Below are 14096 nucleotides of genomic sequence, written 5' to 3'. Positions count from 1 at the left end.
GCCATCGGTAATTGCTGACGGGGCTGGTCGCGGTTCGGCTGCTCCGTATAATGCCGGGCATTGCCACTTGGTATGGAAGAGCGGATTGCATATGACTGAACAGCGCCCGATCGCGGTCCTGGGAGGCGGGAGTTTCGGCACCGCCGTGGCTAACCTGCTGGCGGAGAACGGCCACGCGGTGCGCCAGTGGATGCGTGACCCGGAGCAGGCCGAGGCCATCCGGCTCAACCGGGAGAATCCGCGTTACCTCAAAGGCATCAAGGTTCGCCCTGAAGTGGAGCCGGTCACCGATTTGCAGGCCACGCTCGAGGGCAGCGATCTGTTCTTCGTTGCCTTGCCTTCCAGCGCCCTGCGCTCGGTGCTGGCGTCCCACGCCGAACGCCTGAGCGGCAAGTTGCTGGTGAGCCTGACCAAAGGCATCGAGGCGCAGACCTTCAAGCTGATGAGCGAGATTCTTGAGGAAATCGCCCCCAAGGCGCGCATCGGCGTGATTTCCGGGCCGAACCTGGCGCGGGAAATCGCCGAGCATGCGCTGACCGCCACCGTGGTCGCCAGTGAAGACGAGGAGCTTTGCCAGCGGGTCCAGGCCGCCCTTCATGGCCGAACCTTCCGGGTCTATGCCAGCGCCGATCGTTTCGGCGTGGAGCTGGGCGGGGCGCTGAAGAACGTCTACGCGATCATCGCCGGCATGGCGGTCGCGCTGGGCATGGGCGAAAACACCAAGAGCATGCTGATCACCCGGGCGCTGGCGGAGATGACCCGTTTTGCCGTCAGCCAGGGTGCCAACCCGATGACATTCCTCGGGCTGGCCGGAGTGGGCGACCTGATTGTCACCTGCTCTTCGCCCAAGAGTCGCAACTACCAGGTCGGCTTCGCCCTCGGCCAGGGCCTAAGCCTGGACGAGGCCGTGTCGCGCCTGGGCGAAGTGGCCGAAGGGGTCAATACTCTCAAGGTCCTCAAGGCCAAGTCCCAGGAGACCGGGGTGTATATGCCGCTGGTCGCGGGACTGCACGCCATTCTGTTTGAAGGGCGCACGCTGGAGCAGGTCATCGAACTGTTGATGCGTGGCGAACCGAAGACCGATGTCGATTTCATTTCCACCAGCGGTTTCAACTGATTCCGATCGACCGCAAGCAGGAGCGAACCATGAACGATCCGAAAGGGCAGCCACAATACGAATCCATCCTGCTGCGTGTGCTGTGGATGGTGATTTACCTGCTGGTCTGGCAGGTGGCGCAATTCATCCTCGGCGCCGTGGTGCTGGTGCAATTGGTTTATCGACTGATCTACGGCGCACCCAGCGCCAGCCTGATGAATTTTGGCGACAGCCTGAGCCAGTTTCTCGCGCAGATCGGCCGCTTCGGCACTTTCCACAGCGACCAGAAACCCTGGCCCTTCGCTGACTGGCCGACCCCGCGGACACCGGAAGGCGAAGCGCCTCACACCGTGGCGCCGGCGCCGCACCCGGTCCGTGACGAGGAGCCGAAACTATGAAACTGTGGGTATTGCGTCACGGTGAAGCAGAGCCGCACGGGGCTCGTCCGGACCCTGAGCGGGTATTGACGGTCCATGGCCGCGAAGAGGTGCTGCGCAGCGCCGGGCAGTTGATGGCTGAGCCGTTGCGGGCCATTTATGCCAGTCCCTACGTGCGTGCCCAGCAGACCGCGCAACTGGTGCGTGAAGCCCTGGGGTTCGAGCCTGAGTTGATCACGGTCGACTGGCTCACCCCGGAGACCCGGCCGGCCGATGTGTTGAAACATCTGGAGGACCAGGACGACGTGCTGCTGGTCAGCCACAACCCGCTGGTGGGCAGCCTGTTGGGCTTGTTGCAGCACGGCCACCTGCAGCAACCTGAACAGGTGCAAACGGCTGGTCTGGCAGAGCTGGAAGGCGACCTGCCGTTGGCCGGCTCGATGAACCTCAAGAGCCTCAAGCATCCCTGAGAAACCGCTTCCGGGCGGGCAAAACAAAAAAATCACGAAGGAAGGGCACGATGAGTCTTTGGCGCACCACCCCCAACATCGAACAACTGAACGCCGCCGGTAAAAATACCATCAGCGAAGTGCTGGACATCCGTTTCGAATCCTTCGATGACGAATCCCTGACCGCGAGCATGGTGGTGGATCATCGCACCCACCAACCGTTCGGGTTGCTGCACGGCGGCGCTTCGGTGGTGCTGGCCGAAACGGTCGGGTCCATGGCCGCCTACCTGTGCGTGGACACCAGCAAGTTCTATTGCGTCGGCCTGGAAATCAACGCCAACCACCTGCGTGGCGTGCGCAGCGGGCGGGTCACCGCGACGGCTCGCGTGGTTCACCTGGGCCGCACCACGCAGGTCTGGGACATTCGCCTGGTCAACGATGACGGCAAGGTCAACTGTGTATCGCGCCTGACCATGGCGGTAGTGCCGCTGGGCGAGCAGCCGCCGGCGCGTTGATGCCTACGGGGACGTCTTCGTGGCGAGGGAGCTTGCTCCCGCTGGGCCGCAAAGCGGCCCCCGGTCAATTGACTCGCGCAGCCTGACATACCGCGTCGCCTGGCTTCGGGCCTGCTGTGCAGGCCAGCGGGAGCAAGCTCCCTCGCCACGGGTGCAGCGGGGCAGGGCGCCATATCCCAACCCCGACTGTCATCATTCCTGTCAGTTACGGTCATTGCCGGGCTATCGGGTTCTGCGGACAATCGGTGGCAGTTCTCGCAACGGATCGGCCAACATGTCGCAACAGGTGTTTTTCGCCCACGCCAATGGTTTCCCCTCGGCCACCTACGGCAAGCTGTTCGCCGCGCTGGCGCCGCAATATGAGGTTGCGCACCTCGAACTGCACGGTCACGACCCACGGTTTCCGGTGGACGACAACTGGAACAACCTGGTGGACGAGCTGATTCATCACCTGGAGCAGCAACCGGAACCGGTGTGGGGCGTCGGGCACTCCCTGGGCGGTGTGTTGCACCTGCACGCGGCGTTGCGTTGCCCTCGGTTGTATCGCGGCGTGGTCATGCTCGATTCCCCGGTGCTGACCCGCGCCGACCGATGGCTGATCCTGGCCGCCAAGCGCATGGGGTTCATTGATCGCCTGACCCCGGCCGGGCGGACCCTGGGACGGCGCGAGGAATTCAGCGACCTGGCGTCGGCGCGGGCCTATTTTGCCGGCAAAACGCTGTTTCGCGGTTTCGACCCGGAATGCTTTGAAGCTTATCTGCAACATGGCTTGCAACCCCTCGGTGACCGGTTGCGGCTGCGCTTCGACCCGGCCACGGAGATCAGCATCTACCGTGGCGTGCCCCATACCCGCCCCGCGAGGGCTGGAACACTCCAGGTTCCGCTGGCGGTAGTACGGGGCCGGCAGAGTCGCGTGGTGATGCGTCATCACACGCGTGTGGTGGGGCGCATGCCGCAGGGTGAATCCCTGACCATGCCCGGTGGCCACATGTTTCCCCTCGAATATCCCCAGGACACGGCGAACCTGCTCAAGGACCTGCTCCAGCGCTGGCAAGGGCCTGACGCATGAACGCCGTCGAAGAGGTTCGCCTGAGCTTGCCCCATATCGAACTCGCCGCCCACCTGTTCGGACCGGAGGATGGCCGGCCGGTGATCGCGCTGCATGGCTGGCTGGACAACGCCAACAGCTTCGCCCGGCTCGCCCCACGGCTGGAGGGTGTGCGGGTGATTGCCCTGGACATGGCCGGCCACGGTCATTCCGGACACCGCCCGCCCGGGGCCGGTTACGCCCTGTGGGACTACGCCCATGATGTGCTGCAAGTGGCCGAGCAATTGGGTTTGAAACGTTTCGCGCTGTTGGGGCACTCGATGGGCGCCATCGTTTCGCTGGTGCTGGCCGGCTCCCTGCCGGAGCGGATCACGCACCTGGGCCTGATCGACGGGGTGATTCCGCCTACAGCCAAGGGCGACAATGCGGCGGAGCGGATGGGCATGGCCCTGCAGGCGCAGCTGGATTTGCAGGAAAAGCGCAAACCGGTCTACACAACCCTCGACCGGGCCATCGAAGCGCGTATGAAAGGGTTGGTGGCGGTCAGTCGCGAGGCCGCCGAGTTGCTCGCCCAGCGCGGACTGATGCCAGTGTCGGGCGGCTATACTTGGCGCACCGACAACCGCCTGACCTTGCCATCGCCACTGCGCCTGACCGATGAACAGGCCATGGCGTTCGTGGCCCGAGTCGCCTGTCCAGCGCACCTGGTGGTGGCAGCTGACGGCATGCTGGCCCAGCATCCGGAGTTGCTGGAACGGCTACCCTTCAGTCATGAGCGGTTGCCTGGCGGTCATCATTTGCACCTGAACGATGAGGTCGGTGCGGCTCTTGTAGCAGACTGTTTCAATCGGTTCTTCAGCGTTTCTTGACTTGCGCCGGGCAACTGTCGAGGCTTGGCGGGTGGAAAGGGAGCCAACCATGACAGAAAACCGTACATTCGCCTTGCTGCGCATCAGCATTAAAAGACGCCTTCGCGTCGCGCGGGTCCAGGCACAGTCGATCCGATGAAACTATCCATGTATTCATTCGCCCTGCTGACGCTGGCCGCTTTCGGTCCGGCCGCCCTGGCCGCCGATGTGCCCGGCAGCCAGGACCTGGCGCGCGTGCCGCGGATGCCCGACGCGCAAATCGCCGATTACAAGCAAACCAGCGACCTTGAGCGTATCTACCCGATGGGCTCGATCCGCAGGATCAGCGGCCAGCTGCGCTTCGATGGGCAGGTCGACGCCCGTGGCAACGTCACGTCGGTCACCTATGAATTACCGCCGGAGCACACCGCCACCCAGGCTTTTACCGCTGCTCGCGAAGCACTGCAGAAGCAGGACGCCGAGCTGCTTTTCTGGTGCCAGGCGCGTGATTGCGGTGAGAGCAGCCTGTGGGCCAACCAGGTGTTTGGCAATGCCAAGCTCTATGGTGCCGACAGCGGCCAGGCCTATCTGCTGTTGCGCCTGGCGCCGCCGGCGGACAACACGCTGATCGCGCTGTATGCCATTACCCGCGGCAACCGCAAGGCCTACCTGCACGTCGAACAGTTCGAAGCGAACGCTCCCCTGGGGGATCTGCTGCCGACATCTGCGACGTTGCTGCGCCAGCTCAAGGACACCGGCGTGCTGGATCTGCCGCGTCTTGCCGGCGAACCGGACGACGCCTGGCTGCGTTTGCTCTCCCGGGCGCTGAACCTGGACACCGGCCTTCGGGTCAGCATCGCCGGCCCGCAGGCCGAGGTGTGGCGCCAGGCCCTCATTGGCCAGGGTGTGCGGGCCGCGCGCATGGAGACGGCCAGCGATGACGCGAAGGGTCTGCACCTTGAACTGTTGCGGTAAGCTGTTTCAGGGATGCACCCCACGCCGTTGACCGGCCCCGTTAATTTTTCGAGACCTTTCATGCTCAATAACGATCGGCTATTGGTGCAGATCCTGCTGTTGGTGTTGTTCGGCGCAAGCCTCTGGGTGATGGCGCCATTCTGGTCGGCGCTGTTCTGGGGCGCCGTGCTGGCTTTCGCCAGCTGGCCGCTGATGCGCTTGCTGACCCGCTGGGTCAACGGGCGTGACTCCCTCGCCGCGGCGTTGCTGACGGTCGGCTGGATGTTACTGGTGGCGGTGCCGCTGGTGTGGCTGGGGTTCAACCTGGCCGATCATGTGCGCGATGCCACGGCGTTCATCAGGGATGTCCAGGTCGACGGCCTGCCCGCAGCGCCGGAATGGCTGGCTGGTGTGCCGCTGGTAGGCGGGCGGCTGGTGACGCTCTGGGACAGCATCGACCAACAGGGCGCGGCGATGATGGTGTCCATCAAGCCATACCTCGGAAGGGTCGGCAATTGGTTGCTGGCCCGTAGCGCGCAAGTAGGCGGCGGTATTCTCGAACTGACGTTGAGCATCGTGTTCGTGTTCTTTTTCTACCGTGACGGCCCGCGCCTGGCGGCCTTTGTCCAAGGCTTGCTGGAGCGGTTGATTGGTGACCGTGCCGGGTACTACGTCGACCTGGTGGCCGGTACGGTGCAGCGGGTGGTCAACGGCGTGATCGGTACCGCGGCGGCCCAGGCCGTGCTCGCGCTGATCGGGTTCCTGATCGCGGGCGTGCCGGGAGCACTGGTGCTTGGTATTGTCACTTTCCTGCTCAGCCTGATTCCCATGGGCCCGCCGCTGGTCTGGATCCCCGCCACGGCCTGGCTGGCGTGGAAGGGCGAATACGGGATGGCGGTGTTCCTCGGTATATGGGGCACCTTCATCATCAGCGGCGTGGATAACGTGCTCAAGCCTTACCTGATCAGCCGCGGCGGAAACCTGCCGCTGGTCATCGTGCTGCTGGGGGTTTTCGGCGGGTTGATCGCCTTTGGTTTCATCGGCCTGTTCATCGGTCCGACGCTGTTGGCGGTGGCGTACAGCTTGCTGACGGATTGGAGTAAGAGCCACGCGCGTCAGGACTGAAGGTCACCTGTGGCGTGGGGCGGTTAATCAGCCCGTTGATGGAGAACAAAGCCGGGACCGGAGACGATTTACGATCATCGGGTCCCGCACAGGCGCTGGTTCCGCTACAATGCTCGCCGATTTCGACTTGCCTGAGAGCCCGCTCATGTCCGCCTGCCAGACGCCTATCATCGTCGCCCTGGATTTCCCTACCCGTGACGCCGCCCTGAAGCTGGCCGACCAGTTGGACCCCAAGCTCTGCCGGGTCAAAGTCGGCAAGGAACTGTTCACCAGTTGTGCTGCGGAAATCGTCGGTACCCTGCGGGACAAGGGCTTCGAGGTCTTCCTCGACCTGAAATTCCACGACATCCCCAACACCACCGCCATGGCCGTCAAGGCCGCTGCGGAGATGGGCGTGTGGATGGTCAACGTGCACTGCTCCGGTGGCCTGCGCATGATGGCGGCGTGCCGGGAAGTGCTGGACCAGCGCAGCGGTCCGAAACCGCTGCTGATCGGCGTGACCGTGCTGACCAGCATGGAGCGCGAGGACCTGGCGGGAATCGGCCTGGACATCGAGCCCCAGGAGCAGGTGTTGCGTCTGGCGGCGCTGGCGCAGAAGGCCGGCATGGACGGTCTGGTCTGTTCGGCCCTGGAAGCCGGCGCCCTGAAGACTGCCCATCCGTCGCTGCAACTGGTGACCCCGGGGATTCGTCCTGCGGGCAGCGCCCAGGACGACCAGCGTCGTATCCTGACGCCGCGCCAGGCACTGGATGCCGGTTCTGACTATCTGGTGATCGGCCGTCCGATCAGCCAGGCCGCCGATCCGGCCAAGGCCTTGGCGGCGGTGGTGGCCGAACTGGCCTGACGCCCACCTGTGGTTCAAATCTGCTCACCCCATCTGTGGGAGCGAGCCTGCTCGCGAAAGCGGTATGTCAGTCAAGCTGATATTGACTGACACGGCCCCTTCGCGAGCAGGCTCGCTCCCACAGTTGCTTCCTGTCAGACCTTCAACACCAACTTCCCGAAGTTCTCCCCGCTGAACAGCTTGGTCAGCGTCTCGGGGAAGGTCTCCAGCCCTTCGACGATGTCTTCCTTGCTCTTGAGCTGCCCCTTGGCCATCCAGCCGGCCATTTCCTGCCCGGCGGCGGCGAATTGCGAGGCGTAGTCCATGACCACGAAACCTTCCATGCGTGCGCGATTGACCAGTAGCGACAGGTAGTTGGCCGGTCCTTTCACCGCTTCCTTGTTGTTGTATTGGCTGATCGCGCCGCAAATCACCACGCGGGCCTTCATATTCAGGCGGCTGAGCACCGCGTCGAGGATGTCGCCGCCGACGTTGTCGAAATACACATCCACGCCTTTGGGGCATTCGCGCTTGAGGCCGGCATGGACGTCTTCGCTCTTGTAGTCGATGGCGCCGTCAAAACCCAGCTCATCAATGAGAAACCGGCATTTATCGGCACCGCCGGCAATGCCGACCACGCGGCAGCCTTTGATCTTGGCGATCTGCCCGGCGATGCTGCCCACCGCCCCGGCGGCTCCCGAGAGCACTACGGTTTCGCCGGCCTTGGGGGCGCCGACATCCAGCAGGGCGAAATAGGCGGTCATGCCGGTCATGCCCAGCGCGGACAAATAACGCGGCAGCGGCGCCAGTTTCGGATCTACCTTGTAGAAACCTCGTGGCTCGCCGAGAAAATAATCCTGCACGCCCAATGCACCGTTGACGTAGTCCCCGACCGCAAAGCCCGGATTATTCGACGCGACCACCTGGCCTACGCCCAAGGCTCGCATGACTTCACCGATGCCGACCGGCGGGATATAGGACTTACCCTCGTTCATCCAGCCACGCATGGCCGGGTCCAGAGACAGGTATTCGTTCTTCACCAGGATCTGACCGGCTGCCGGTTCGCCGACCGGCACTTGTTGATAAGTGAATGTCTCGCGGGTCGCGGCGCCTACCGGGCGTTTGGCGAGCAGGAACTGGCGATTGATCTGAGCAGTCATGGCTGGGACTCAAGATGAATGAAGCCTTGTTGATAGACCCTCGGCGGGTTGACCGCAAGGTTTGCCGACACAGCGAATGCACGTCGATCCAACCCGGTGATGATGCGGGCGGGGCTGTTATCACTGGCATCCATGGATATCCAACCGGCATTTGCATAGTGCTGCCGTAGTAGCGCGGACGATGACTATATTCAGTGACTCCCGTAATTCTTCGAGGCATTGACGATGAGCATGACGTTTTCCGGACAGGTTGCCGTGGTCACGGGCGCGGCAGCAGGCATTGGCCGCGCCACCGCCCAGGCGTTCGCGGCGCAAGGCCTGAAAGTGGTCGCGGCGGACCTGGACGTGGCGGGCGGCGAGGGTACGGTGCAGTTGATTCGCGATGCCGGTGGCGAGGCGGTTTTCGTGCGCTGTGACGTGACCGTAGAAAGCGATGTGCAACGTCTGATGGACGAGGTGATCAGTGCCTACGGTCGCCTGGATTACGCATTCAACAACGCCGGCATCGAGATCGAGAAGGGCAAGCTGGCCGATGGCACGCTGGACGAGTTCGACGCGATCATGGGGGTCAACGTCAAAGGCGTCTGGCTGTGCATGAAGTATCAATTGCCGTTGCTGCTGGCCCAAGGGGGCGGCGCTATCGTCAATACGGCCTCGGTGGCCGGGCTAGGGGCCGCGCCGAAAATGAGCATCTATGCAGCCTCCAAGCACGCGGTGATCGGGCTGACCAAGTCGGCTGCCATCGAATACGCCAAGAAGAAAATCCGTGTGAACGCGGTCTGCCCGGCGGTCATCGACACCGATATGTTCCGGCGCGCCTACGAGGCGGACCCGAAGAAAGGCGAATTCGCCAATGCGATGCATCCCGTGGGGCGTATTGGCAAGGTCGAGGAGATCGCCAGCGCGGTGCTGTACTTGTGCAGCGACGGGGCGGCATTCACTACAGGGCATTCGCTGGCCGTGGACGGTGGGGTCACGGCGTTCTGATCGTCATGGTTGCACCCTGCATGCAGGACGAAGCCCGCACTGGATGCGGGCTTCGTTTTTTTCGGAGGCAGGTGCGCTCGATTGACCGACCAATGTATTTCAAAGGATGAGAAACAGGCGTTTTCACGTCTTTGGCTTACATCGTCCGACTCGGCCCTGTGCTTAACTCTTTCGAACGTAAAACATTCGCTTAGGAGCTTGGTTACTCATGGAGTTGAGAATCGACCGGCAGGCCCTGGTGCCTGTCGTGCAGCAAATTGTCGACGCGCTGGCCAGCCGGATCCGCCAGGGTGTGGTGCCGCCAGGGGCCCGCCTGCCATCGATCCGGCGGCTCGCGCGGGAAAACCTGCTAAGCCAGGCGAGTGTCCACGAAGCCTGCCAGCGGCTGGTGGCCCAGGGGCTGCTGGCCTCTCGTCATGGCTCAGGTTTTCTGGTCGCCTCAGGCCCTTTGGCATGGCATGAGCCGGTCGATCAGTTTTGGCCGCCGGGCATTTCTTACCAGCAGGCGGGGTTGGGGGACGGTTCGCCAGGGGCTCTGGAACTGGGGGGCGGCGGGTTGCCCGAGAGCTGGCGTGAAAGCGACGACCTTGGTTATGCGATCCGCCAGGTTACCCGCACCGATATGGCGGGGTTGTTCAACTACAGCACGCCGATGGGGCTGCCGGCCTTGCGAGAGCAATTGTCCAGGCGCCTGAAACAGTTCGATATCGATGCCGATGAAAACCTGATCCTGACCACGACGGGGGTAAGCCACGGGCTGGACCTGATCGTGCGCACACTGCTGCAACCAGGGAGCTGCGTCGTGGTGGAAAGCCCGGGTTATTCGAAGCTGTTCGACCTGCTCAGGCTGCACAGGATCGACATGATAGAACTGCCGAGAACACCGCACGGCCCGGACATCGCTGCGCTCGAATGTCTGTTGGCGATGCATCGCCCCAACGCCCTGTTCATCAACAGTGCCTGCCACAACCCTACCGGCAGCAATCTTTCCCTGGCTGTAGCCCAGCGTTTGCTTGAGTTGGCGAAAGAGCACGCCATGCTGGTTATCGAGGACGATGTCTATGCCGATTTCCAGGGTTCGACGCGAGTTCGCCTGGCCGCTCTGGATGCCGATGTGATCTACCTCGGCAGTTTCTCGAAAACCCTCAGCAGTTCGTTACGAGTCGGCTTCGTGGTGGCCGGGCCCTGCGTTATCGCGCGATTGAGCGAGGTCAAGGGAATAACCAGCATGGGCGGGTCGCGATTCTCTGAAGCGGTACTGACCAATCTGTTGGCCAACGGTGCCTACCGAAAACTGGTCCAGCGCCAGCGGCAGCGGCTGAATGCCGATATGGCCATGACGTTGCAGTTGCTCGACGAGGCCGACTGGGAAGTTTTTGGCAAACCGGCAGGGGGGCTGTTCATTTGGGCGCGCCCGCCCATTTGCGACTACGGCAGGTTGCAGCGTCTGGCCAGGTACTCCGGCATCCAGCTGTCCTCGCGTACGGCGTTCAGTCCTTCAGGCACCGACACTGACTGGTTGCGGATCAACGTGGCCCATGCCCGAGACCCCAAGGCGTTGGCGTTTTTCCATGCCACGGCTCTGGATCGACCTCAAGTGTCCTGAAAACGACGCGGCTGTAGCTTTTTGCCATTATTCCGACGCAGGCATCTTGTGTTGCGAGGTGTCTCGTTGCGAATCTGCAAGCAACACACACTGGCAGAGGACTGGGCGCAATGATTACGGCCGTGCAAGGACGTTTCGCCAACCTCGGTATGGCGAAAAAACTGGGCATCGGGTTTTTCCTGGTGTTGCTGCTCACTGCGTTGGTGGCGGCCATCGGTGTCTGGTCGCTGCAAACCATCAGTCAGCGTTTCGATGGTTTGAAACAGATGTCGTCCCTCAACAGCGGGTTGCTCAAGGTCCGGTTGCTTGAGCAGGAATACGCCTCGCGCTCCGACCCCAAGACGGCCGATGCCTTGCGCCAGGGTGTCGATGCATTGGTTGCCCTGGCGAATGAGCTCAAGGCGCAATCGGCTGCCAATGTACCAGTGATGAATGAAGTGGAGCAGGCTCTGGCGACGTATCGCAAGGCATTCGATGAGTTTGTGGATCTGAGCCAGAGCAAGGACCTGGCCCTGGAAATGGCCAGTTGGTCTGTTTCCAGTGTCGCCAACAACCTGGATGTGTTGCAGGCGGGTCTGGCCGATGACGGCGCCTATACCTTGAAAGAGTCCGAAGGCAAGGACGGTGCGGAATTCATCGAGCAGGCCAACCAGGTCAGCGAGGTCTCGCGGCTGATGCTGCAGGCCATGAACGAAGCGCGGGTTCGCCTGGACCAGAGCCGTAAAGGCAGCGAGGAGAACGCCGGGCAAGGCAACATCGAACAGGCCGAGCAGGCCATGAAACTGGCCGAAGTACTCAAGGGCGCGGTCAAGGATCCGGGTTACCAGACCGTACTCAACGAAGTGGCCGGGCACATCGGCGGATTCAATCAGCAGTTGGCCGAATACACCGGTTTGCTGGCCAAGGAGAAAACCGTCTACCAGCAATTGCATGAGCGTGCCGACCAGGTTGTGGCGCGGGTCGACCAAGCCTACAACGCCGAAGACAGTGCAATGCAGGCGGAGCTGAAGAAAAATTCGCTGATGATCGTCGGTTCGTCGGCCCTGGCCCTGCTGGTGGGATTGATCGCTGCCTGGCTCATCACCCGGCTGATCGTTACGCCGCTGCGCAGTGTCATTCGCGTCGCCCAACAGATTGCTTCAGGTGACTTGAGTGCCAAGGTCGATGTGACCCGTAGGGATGAGATCGGCCAGTTGATGCTGGCCATGCAGCAGATGGCGGCCGGCCTGAGCAGCATCGTCAGCGGTTTGCAGGCCGGCATCGAGCAATTGGCCAGCTCGGCACAGTCGCTGTCGTCCGTGACCGAGCAGACCAACCTTGAAGTCAGCAGCCAGAAGGAGGAAACCGAGCAGGTGGCCACGGCCATGAACCAGATGACCGCCACCGTGCATGACGTGGCGCGCAACGCCGAAGAGGCCGCGCGAGCAGCCCAGACCGCCGACGACAAGGTTGAAAGCGGCCAGCGGGTGGTGCGCCAGAGCATGGTGCGTATCGAACAACTGGCTGATTCGGCGACGTCGGCCAGCACCAGCATCGAAAGCCTCAGCGCCGAGATACAGAACATCGGCACGGTGCTGAGCGTGATCAAGAGCGTCGCCGAACAAACCAACCTGCTGGCGCTCAACGCCGCTATCGAGGCGGCCAGGGCGGGCGAGCAGGGCAGGGGTTTTGCCGTGGTGGCCGATGAGGTACGAGCCCTGGCCAAGCGTACGCAACAGTCCACTGAGGAAATCGAGCGATTGGTCAGCGCCCTGCGCTCGGCCGCCCAGACCTCCGTACAACAGATCCAGAGCAGCGGCGAATTGGTCAAAATGGCCGTCAGCGATGCGCTGCAGACTGAAAGCGCATTGGGCAGCATCGCGGCGGCGGTGTCGTTGATCCAGCAGATGAACCAACAGATCGCGGCGGCAGCCGAGCAACAGAGTTCGGTGGCTGAAGAGATCAACCGCAGTGTTACCAGTATCCGTGCCAGCGCCGATCAATCGTCCATGGCCATGCAGGGCAATGCCGCTTCAAGCATCGAGCTGGCACAGCTGGGGAGCGAGTTGAAGGGGATGGTGGGGCATTTCAGGCTGTGAGTGTGGGGCTGCACTTAGCGCCTTCGCGAGCAGGCTCGCTCCTACATTGAATCTTCGGTATGCGCTGCATCATGTGCGACACCAGACCCTGTGGGAGCGAGCCTGCTCGCGAAGGCGGCGTGTCAGGCGCTGAGATGCTGGATGTGCTGGCCTCTTCGCGAGCAGGCTCGCTCCCACCCACCCACAGAGAAATGTGTTTGCACAAGAAACGGGCGGGCTATCAGTCCGAACTCAATCGTAGACTTTCTTTTTCTTCCACTCGTCGTTCGCTTCGTCTTCCTTCAACCCTTCAGTCAACTGGTTAACCTCGCCCTCGACCGGCTGGGTGCTGGCCAGGACCTGGGCATTGGCGCGGGCCAGAAGCTTCTCCAGATAAGCCAACTGTTCGGCATAGACCTGCGGCTCCTGCTGTTTGCGCAGGTATTGCACGCCTCGCTCGAATGCCAGGCGGGCCTGCCCCGGTTGCTCCTGTTGCAAGGCTTGCTGACCGAGATTGTTGAAGAACTCGATGTGCAGCAGCACCAGCAGGTGCCGCACTTCACGGATCCAGCGCTTGGCCTCGTTGGGCGGCAGGAAGCCATCCTGCGCGGCGCGGGTGATCTGGCCGTGCAACGCTTCGAGCAGAAACCGCACATCCTTGGCCTTGGCCTCGGTTTGTATCGGTGCCGGCGGGTTGCTTACCGGAATCGACTCACCCTGAGCAGCCAATGCGGACAGTTCATCCAGGCGAGCCTTGACCGCAGCGTTGGACTTTTCAAGATTGAGCAAGCGCTGGCAGACATTCATCTCCAGGCGCGTCATCAGCAACTTCAGCGCCGGGGTCATCAACTGGCCGGGGAAAGTTTCCGTGAGCTCGCCGCAACGCCGCAAGCGGTCGTTGAGTTCGACTTTGGTGCGGGCCTTTTCCAGCTTGTTGTTTTCCACCACATGGTTCATGTAGCCAATGGCGATCAACAGTGCGATCCCGGCTACGACGAGCAGGGTGATCATGAGTGGTGTCACCGGTAAGACCTCTTTATTAGCGTTCGCA

Annotated in this window: 14 protein-coding genes and 1 pseudogene; 13 read left to right on the top strand and 2 right to left on the bottom strand. The window is 62.4% G+C overall.

Annotation, left to right across the window (positions count from 1 at the left end; translation table 11 throughout):
• Positions 1-91: 91 nt before the first annotated feature.
• The 9 genes from J3P89_RS20785 to pyrF all read left to right on the top strand — a co-directional run bounded on the left by J3P89_RS20785 (position 92) and on the right by pyrF (position 7256).
• A complete protein-coding gene (locus tag J3P89_RS20785; protein WP_434625219.1) occupies positions 92-1117 on the top strand; it encodes an NAD(P)H-dependent glycerol-3-phosphate dehydrogenase in 1026 nt (341 codons plus the stop codon).
• 29 nt (positions 1118-1146) lie between these two features.
• Entirely contained in the window at positions 1147-1494 is a 348-nt protein-coding gene (locus tag J3P89_RS20780) for a DUF4389 domain-containing protein (protein ID WP_434569395.1), read from the top strand.
• The gene (gene sixA, locus J3P89_RS20775; RefSeq protein ID WP_434695522.1) at positions 1491-1943 is read left to right on the top strand and encodes a phosphohistidine phosphatase SixA; all 453 of its coding nucleotides are present in this window, start codon (positions 1491-1493) and stop codon (positions 1941-1943) included. Before J3P89_RS20780 ends, sixA begins: the two co-directional genes overlap by 4 nt.
• A 50-nt stretch (positions 1944-1993) precedes the next feature.
• Entirely contained in the window at positions 1994-2437 is a 444-nt protein-coding gene (locus J3P89_RS20770; RefSeq protein ID WP_434569393.1) for a hotdog fold thioesterase, read from the top strand.
• Between the two features lie 274 nt (positions 2438-2711).
• Positions 2712-3506, top strand: a complete 795-nt coding sequence (locus J3P89_RS20765) for an alpha/beta fold hydrolase (RefSeq protein ID WP_434695521.1) — start codon at positions 2712-2714, stop codon at positions 3504-3506.
• On the top strand, positions 3503-4354 hold the full coding sequence (locus J3P89_RS20760) for an alpha/beta hydrolase (protein WP_434569391.1): 852 nt from the start codon (positions 3503-3505) through the stop codon (positions 4352-4354). The genes J3P89_RS20765 and J3P89_RS20760 overlap by 4 nt, the downstream gene beginning before the upstream one ends.
• A 147-nt stretch (positions 4355-4501) precedes the next feature.
• Entirely contained in the window at positions 4502-5308 is an 807-nt protein-coding gene (locus J3P89_RS20755) for a DUF4892 domain-containing protein (RefSeq protein ID WP_434695520.1), read from the top strand.
• A 60-nt stretch (positions 5309-5368) separates the two neighbouring features.
• A complete protein-coding gene (locus tag J3P89_RS20750) occupies positions 5369-6412 on the top strand; it encodes an AI-2E family transporter (RefSeq protein WP_434695519.1) in 1044 nt (347 codons plus the stop codon).
• Positions 6413-6557: 145 nt separating this feature from the next.
• On the top strand, positions 6558-7256 hold the full coding sequence (gene pyrF, locus J3P89_RS20745) for an orotidine-5'-phosphate decarboxylase (protein ID WP_434569389.1): 699 nt from the start codon (positions 6558-6560) through the stop codon (positions 7254-7256).
• A 134-nt stretch (positions 7257-7390) separates the two neighbouring features.
• Here the strand turns inward: pyrF and J3P89_RS20740 are convergent, their stop codons facing one another.
• Entirely contained in the window at positions 7391-8395 is a 1005-nt protein-coding gene (locus J3P89_RS20740) for an NADP-dependent oxidoreductase (RefSeq protein WP_434695518.1), read from the bottom strand.
• Between the two features lie 225 nt (positions 8396-8620).
• On the opposite strand from J3P89_RS20740, the gene J3P89_RS20735 reads away from it, so the two are divergent.
• The 4 genes and pseudogenes from J3P89_RS20735 (at position 8621) to J3P89_RS20720 (ending at position 13066) form a co-directional block, all read left to right on the top strand.
• Positions 8621-9382, top strand: coding sequence for an SDR family oxidoreductase (locus tag J3P89_RS20735; protein WP_434603215.1), 762 nt, complete (start codon positions 8621-8623; stop codon positions 9380-9382).
• 208 nt (positions 9383-9590) lie between these two features.
• Positions 9591-10988 (top strand): PLP-dependent aminotransferase family protein, encoded by a 1398-nt coding sequence (locus J3P89_RS20730; protein WP_434695517.1) that lies wholly within the window; start codon positions 9591-9593, stop codon positions 10986-10988.
• A 110-nt stretch (positions 10989-11098) separates the two neighbouring features.
• Positions 11099-12205: pseudogene (locus tag J3P89_RS20725) on the top strand (HAMP domain-containing protein); the annotation flags it as partial.
• Positions 12185-13066, top strand: coding sequence for a methyl-accepting chemotaxis protein (locus J3P89_RS20720; RefSeq protein ID WP_434698037.1), 882 nt, complete (start codon positions 12185-12187; stop codon positions 13064-13066). The pseudogene J3P89_RS20725 and the gene J3P89_RS20720, both read left to right, overlap by 21 nt.
• Before the next feature lie 231 nt (positions 13067-13297).
• On the opposite strand, the gene J3P89_RS20715 is transcribed toward J3P89_RS20720, so the two are convergent.
• Positions 13298-14056: a hypothetical protein gene (locus J3P89_RS20715; protein ID WP_305496076.1), complete on the bottom strand. Its 759-nt coding sequence runs from the start codon at positions 14054-14056 to the stop codon at positions 13298-13300.
• Positions 14057-14096: the final 40 nt, after the last annotated feature.

The sequence above is a fragment of the Pseudomonas sp. Z1-14 genome (assembly GCF_051132005.1).
Lineage (GTDB): Bacteria > Pseudomonadota > Gammaproteobacteria > Pseudomonadales > Pseudomonadaceae > Aquipseudomonas.
This window is presented reverse-complemented; position numbering and strand designations above follow the sequence as displayed.

Coding starts and splice junctions, on each gene's coding strand:
- J3P89_RS20785 (WP_434625219.1), top strand. CDS start 92: ATGACTGAACAGCGCCCGATCGCGGTCCTGGGAGGCGGGAGTTTCGGC.
- J3P89_RS20780 (WP_434569395.1), top strand. CDS start 1,147: ATGAACGATCCGAAAGGGCAGCCACAATACGAATCCATCCTGCTGCGT.
- sixA (WP_434695522.1), top strand. CDS start 1,491: ATGAAACTGTGGGTATTGCGTCACGGTGAAGCAGAGCCGCACGGGGCT.
- J3P89_RS20770 (WP_434569393.1), top strand. CDS start 1,994: ATGAGTCTTTGGCGCACCACCCCCAACATCGAACAACTGAACGCCGCC.
- J3P89_RS20765 (WP_434695521.1), top strand. CDS start 2,712: ATGTCGCAACAGGTGTTTTTCGCCCACGCCAATGGTTTCCCCTCGGCC.
- J3P89_RS20760 (WP_434569391.1), top strand. CDS start 3,503: ATGAACGCCGTCGAAGAGGTTCGCCTGAGCTTGCCCCATATCGAACTC.
- J3P89_RS20755 (WP_434695520.1), top strand. CDS start 4,502: ATGTATTCATTCGCCCTGCTGACGCTGGCCGCTTTCGGTCCGGCCGCC.
- J3P89_RS20750 (WP_434695519.1), top strand. CDS start 5,369: ATGCTCAATAACGATCGGCTATTGGTGCAGATCCTGCTGTTGGTGTTG.
- pyrF (WP_434569389.1), top strand. CDS start 6,558: ATGTCCGCCTGCCAGACGCCTATCATCGTCGCCCTGGATTTCCCTACC.
- J3P89_RS20740 (WP_434695518.1), bottom strand. CDS start 8,395: ATGACTGCTCAGATCAATCGCCAGTTCCTGCTCGCCAAACGCCCGGTA.
- J3P89_RS20735 (WP_434603215.1), top strand. CDS start 8,621: ATGAGCATGACGTTTTCCGGACAGGTTGCCGTGGTCACGGGCGCGGCA.
- J3P89_RS20730 (WP_434695517.1), top strand. CDS start 9,591: ATGGAGTTGAGAATCGACCGGCAGGCCCTGGTGCCTGTCGTGCAGCAA.
- J3P89_RS20720 (WP_434698037.1), top strand. CDS start 12,185: ATGCTGGCCATGCAGCAGATGGCGGCCGGCCTGAGCAGCATCGTCAGC.
- J3P89_RS20715 (WP_305496076.1), bottom strand. CDS start 14,056: ATGATCACCCTGCTCGTCGTAGCCGGGATCGCACTGTTGATCGCCATT.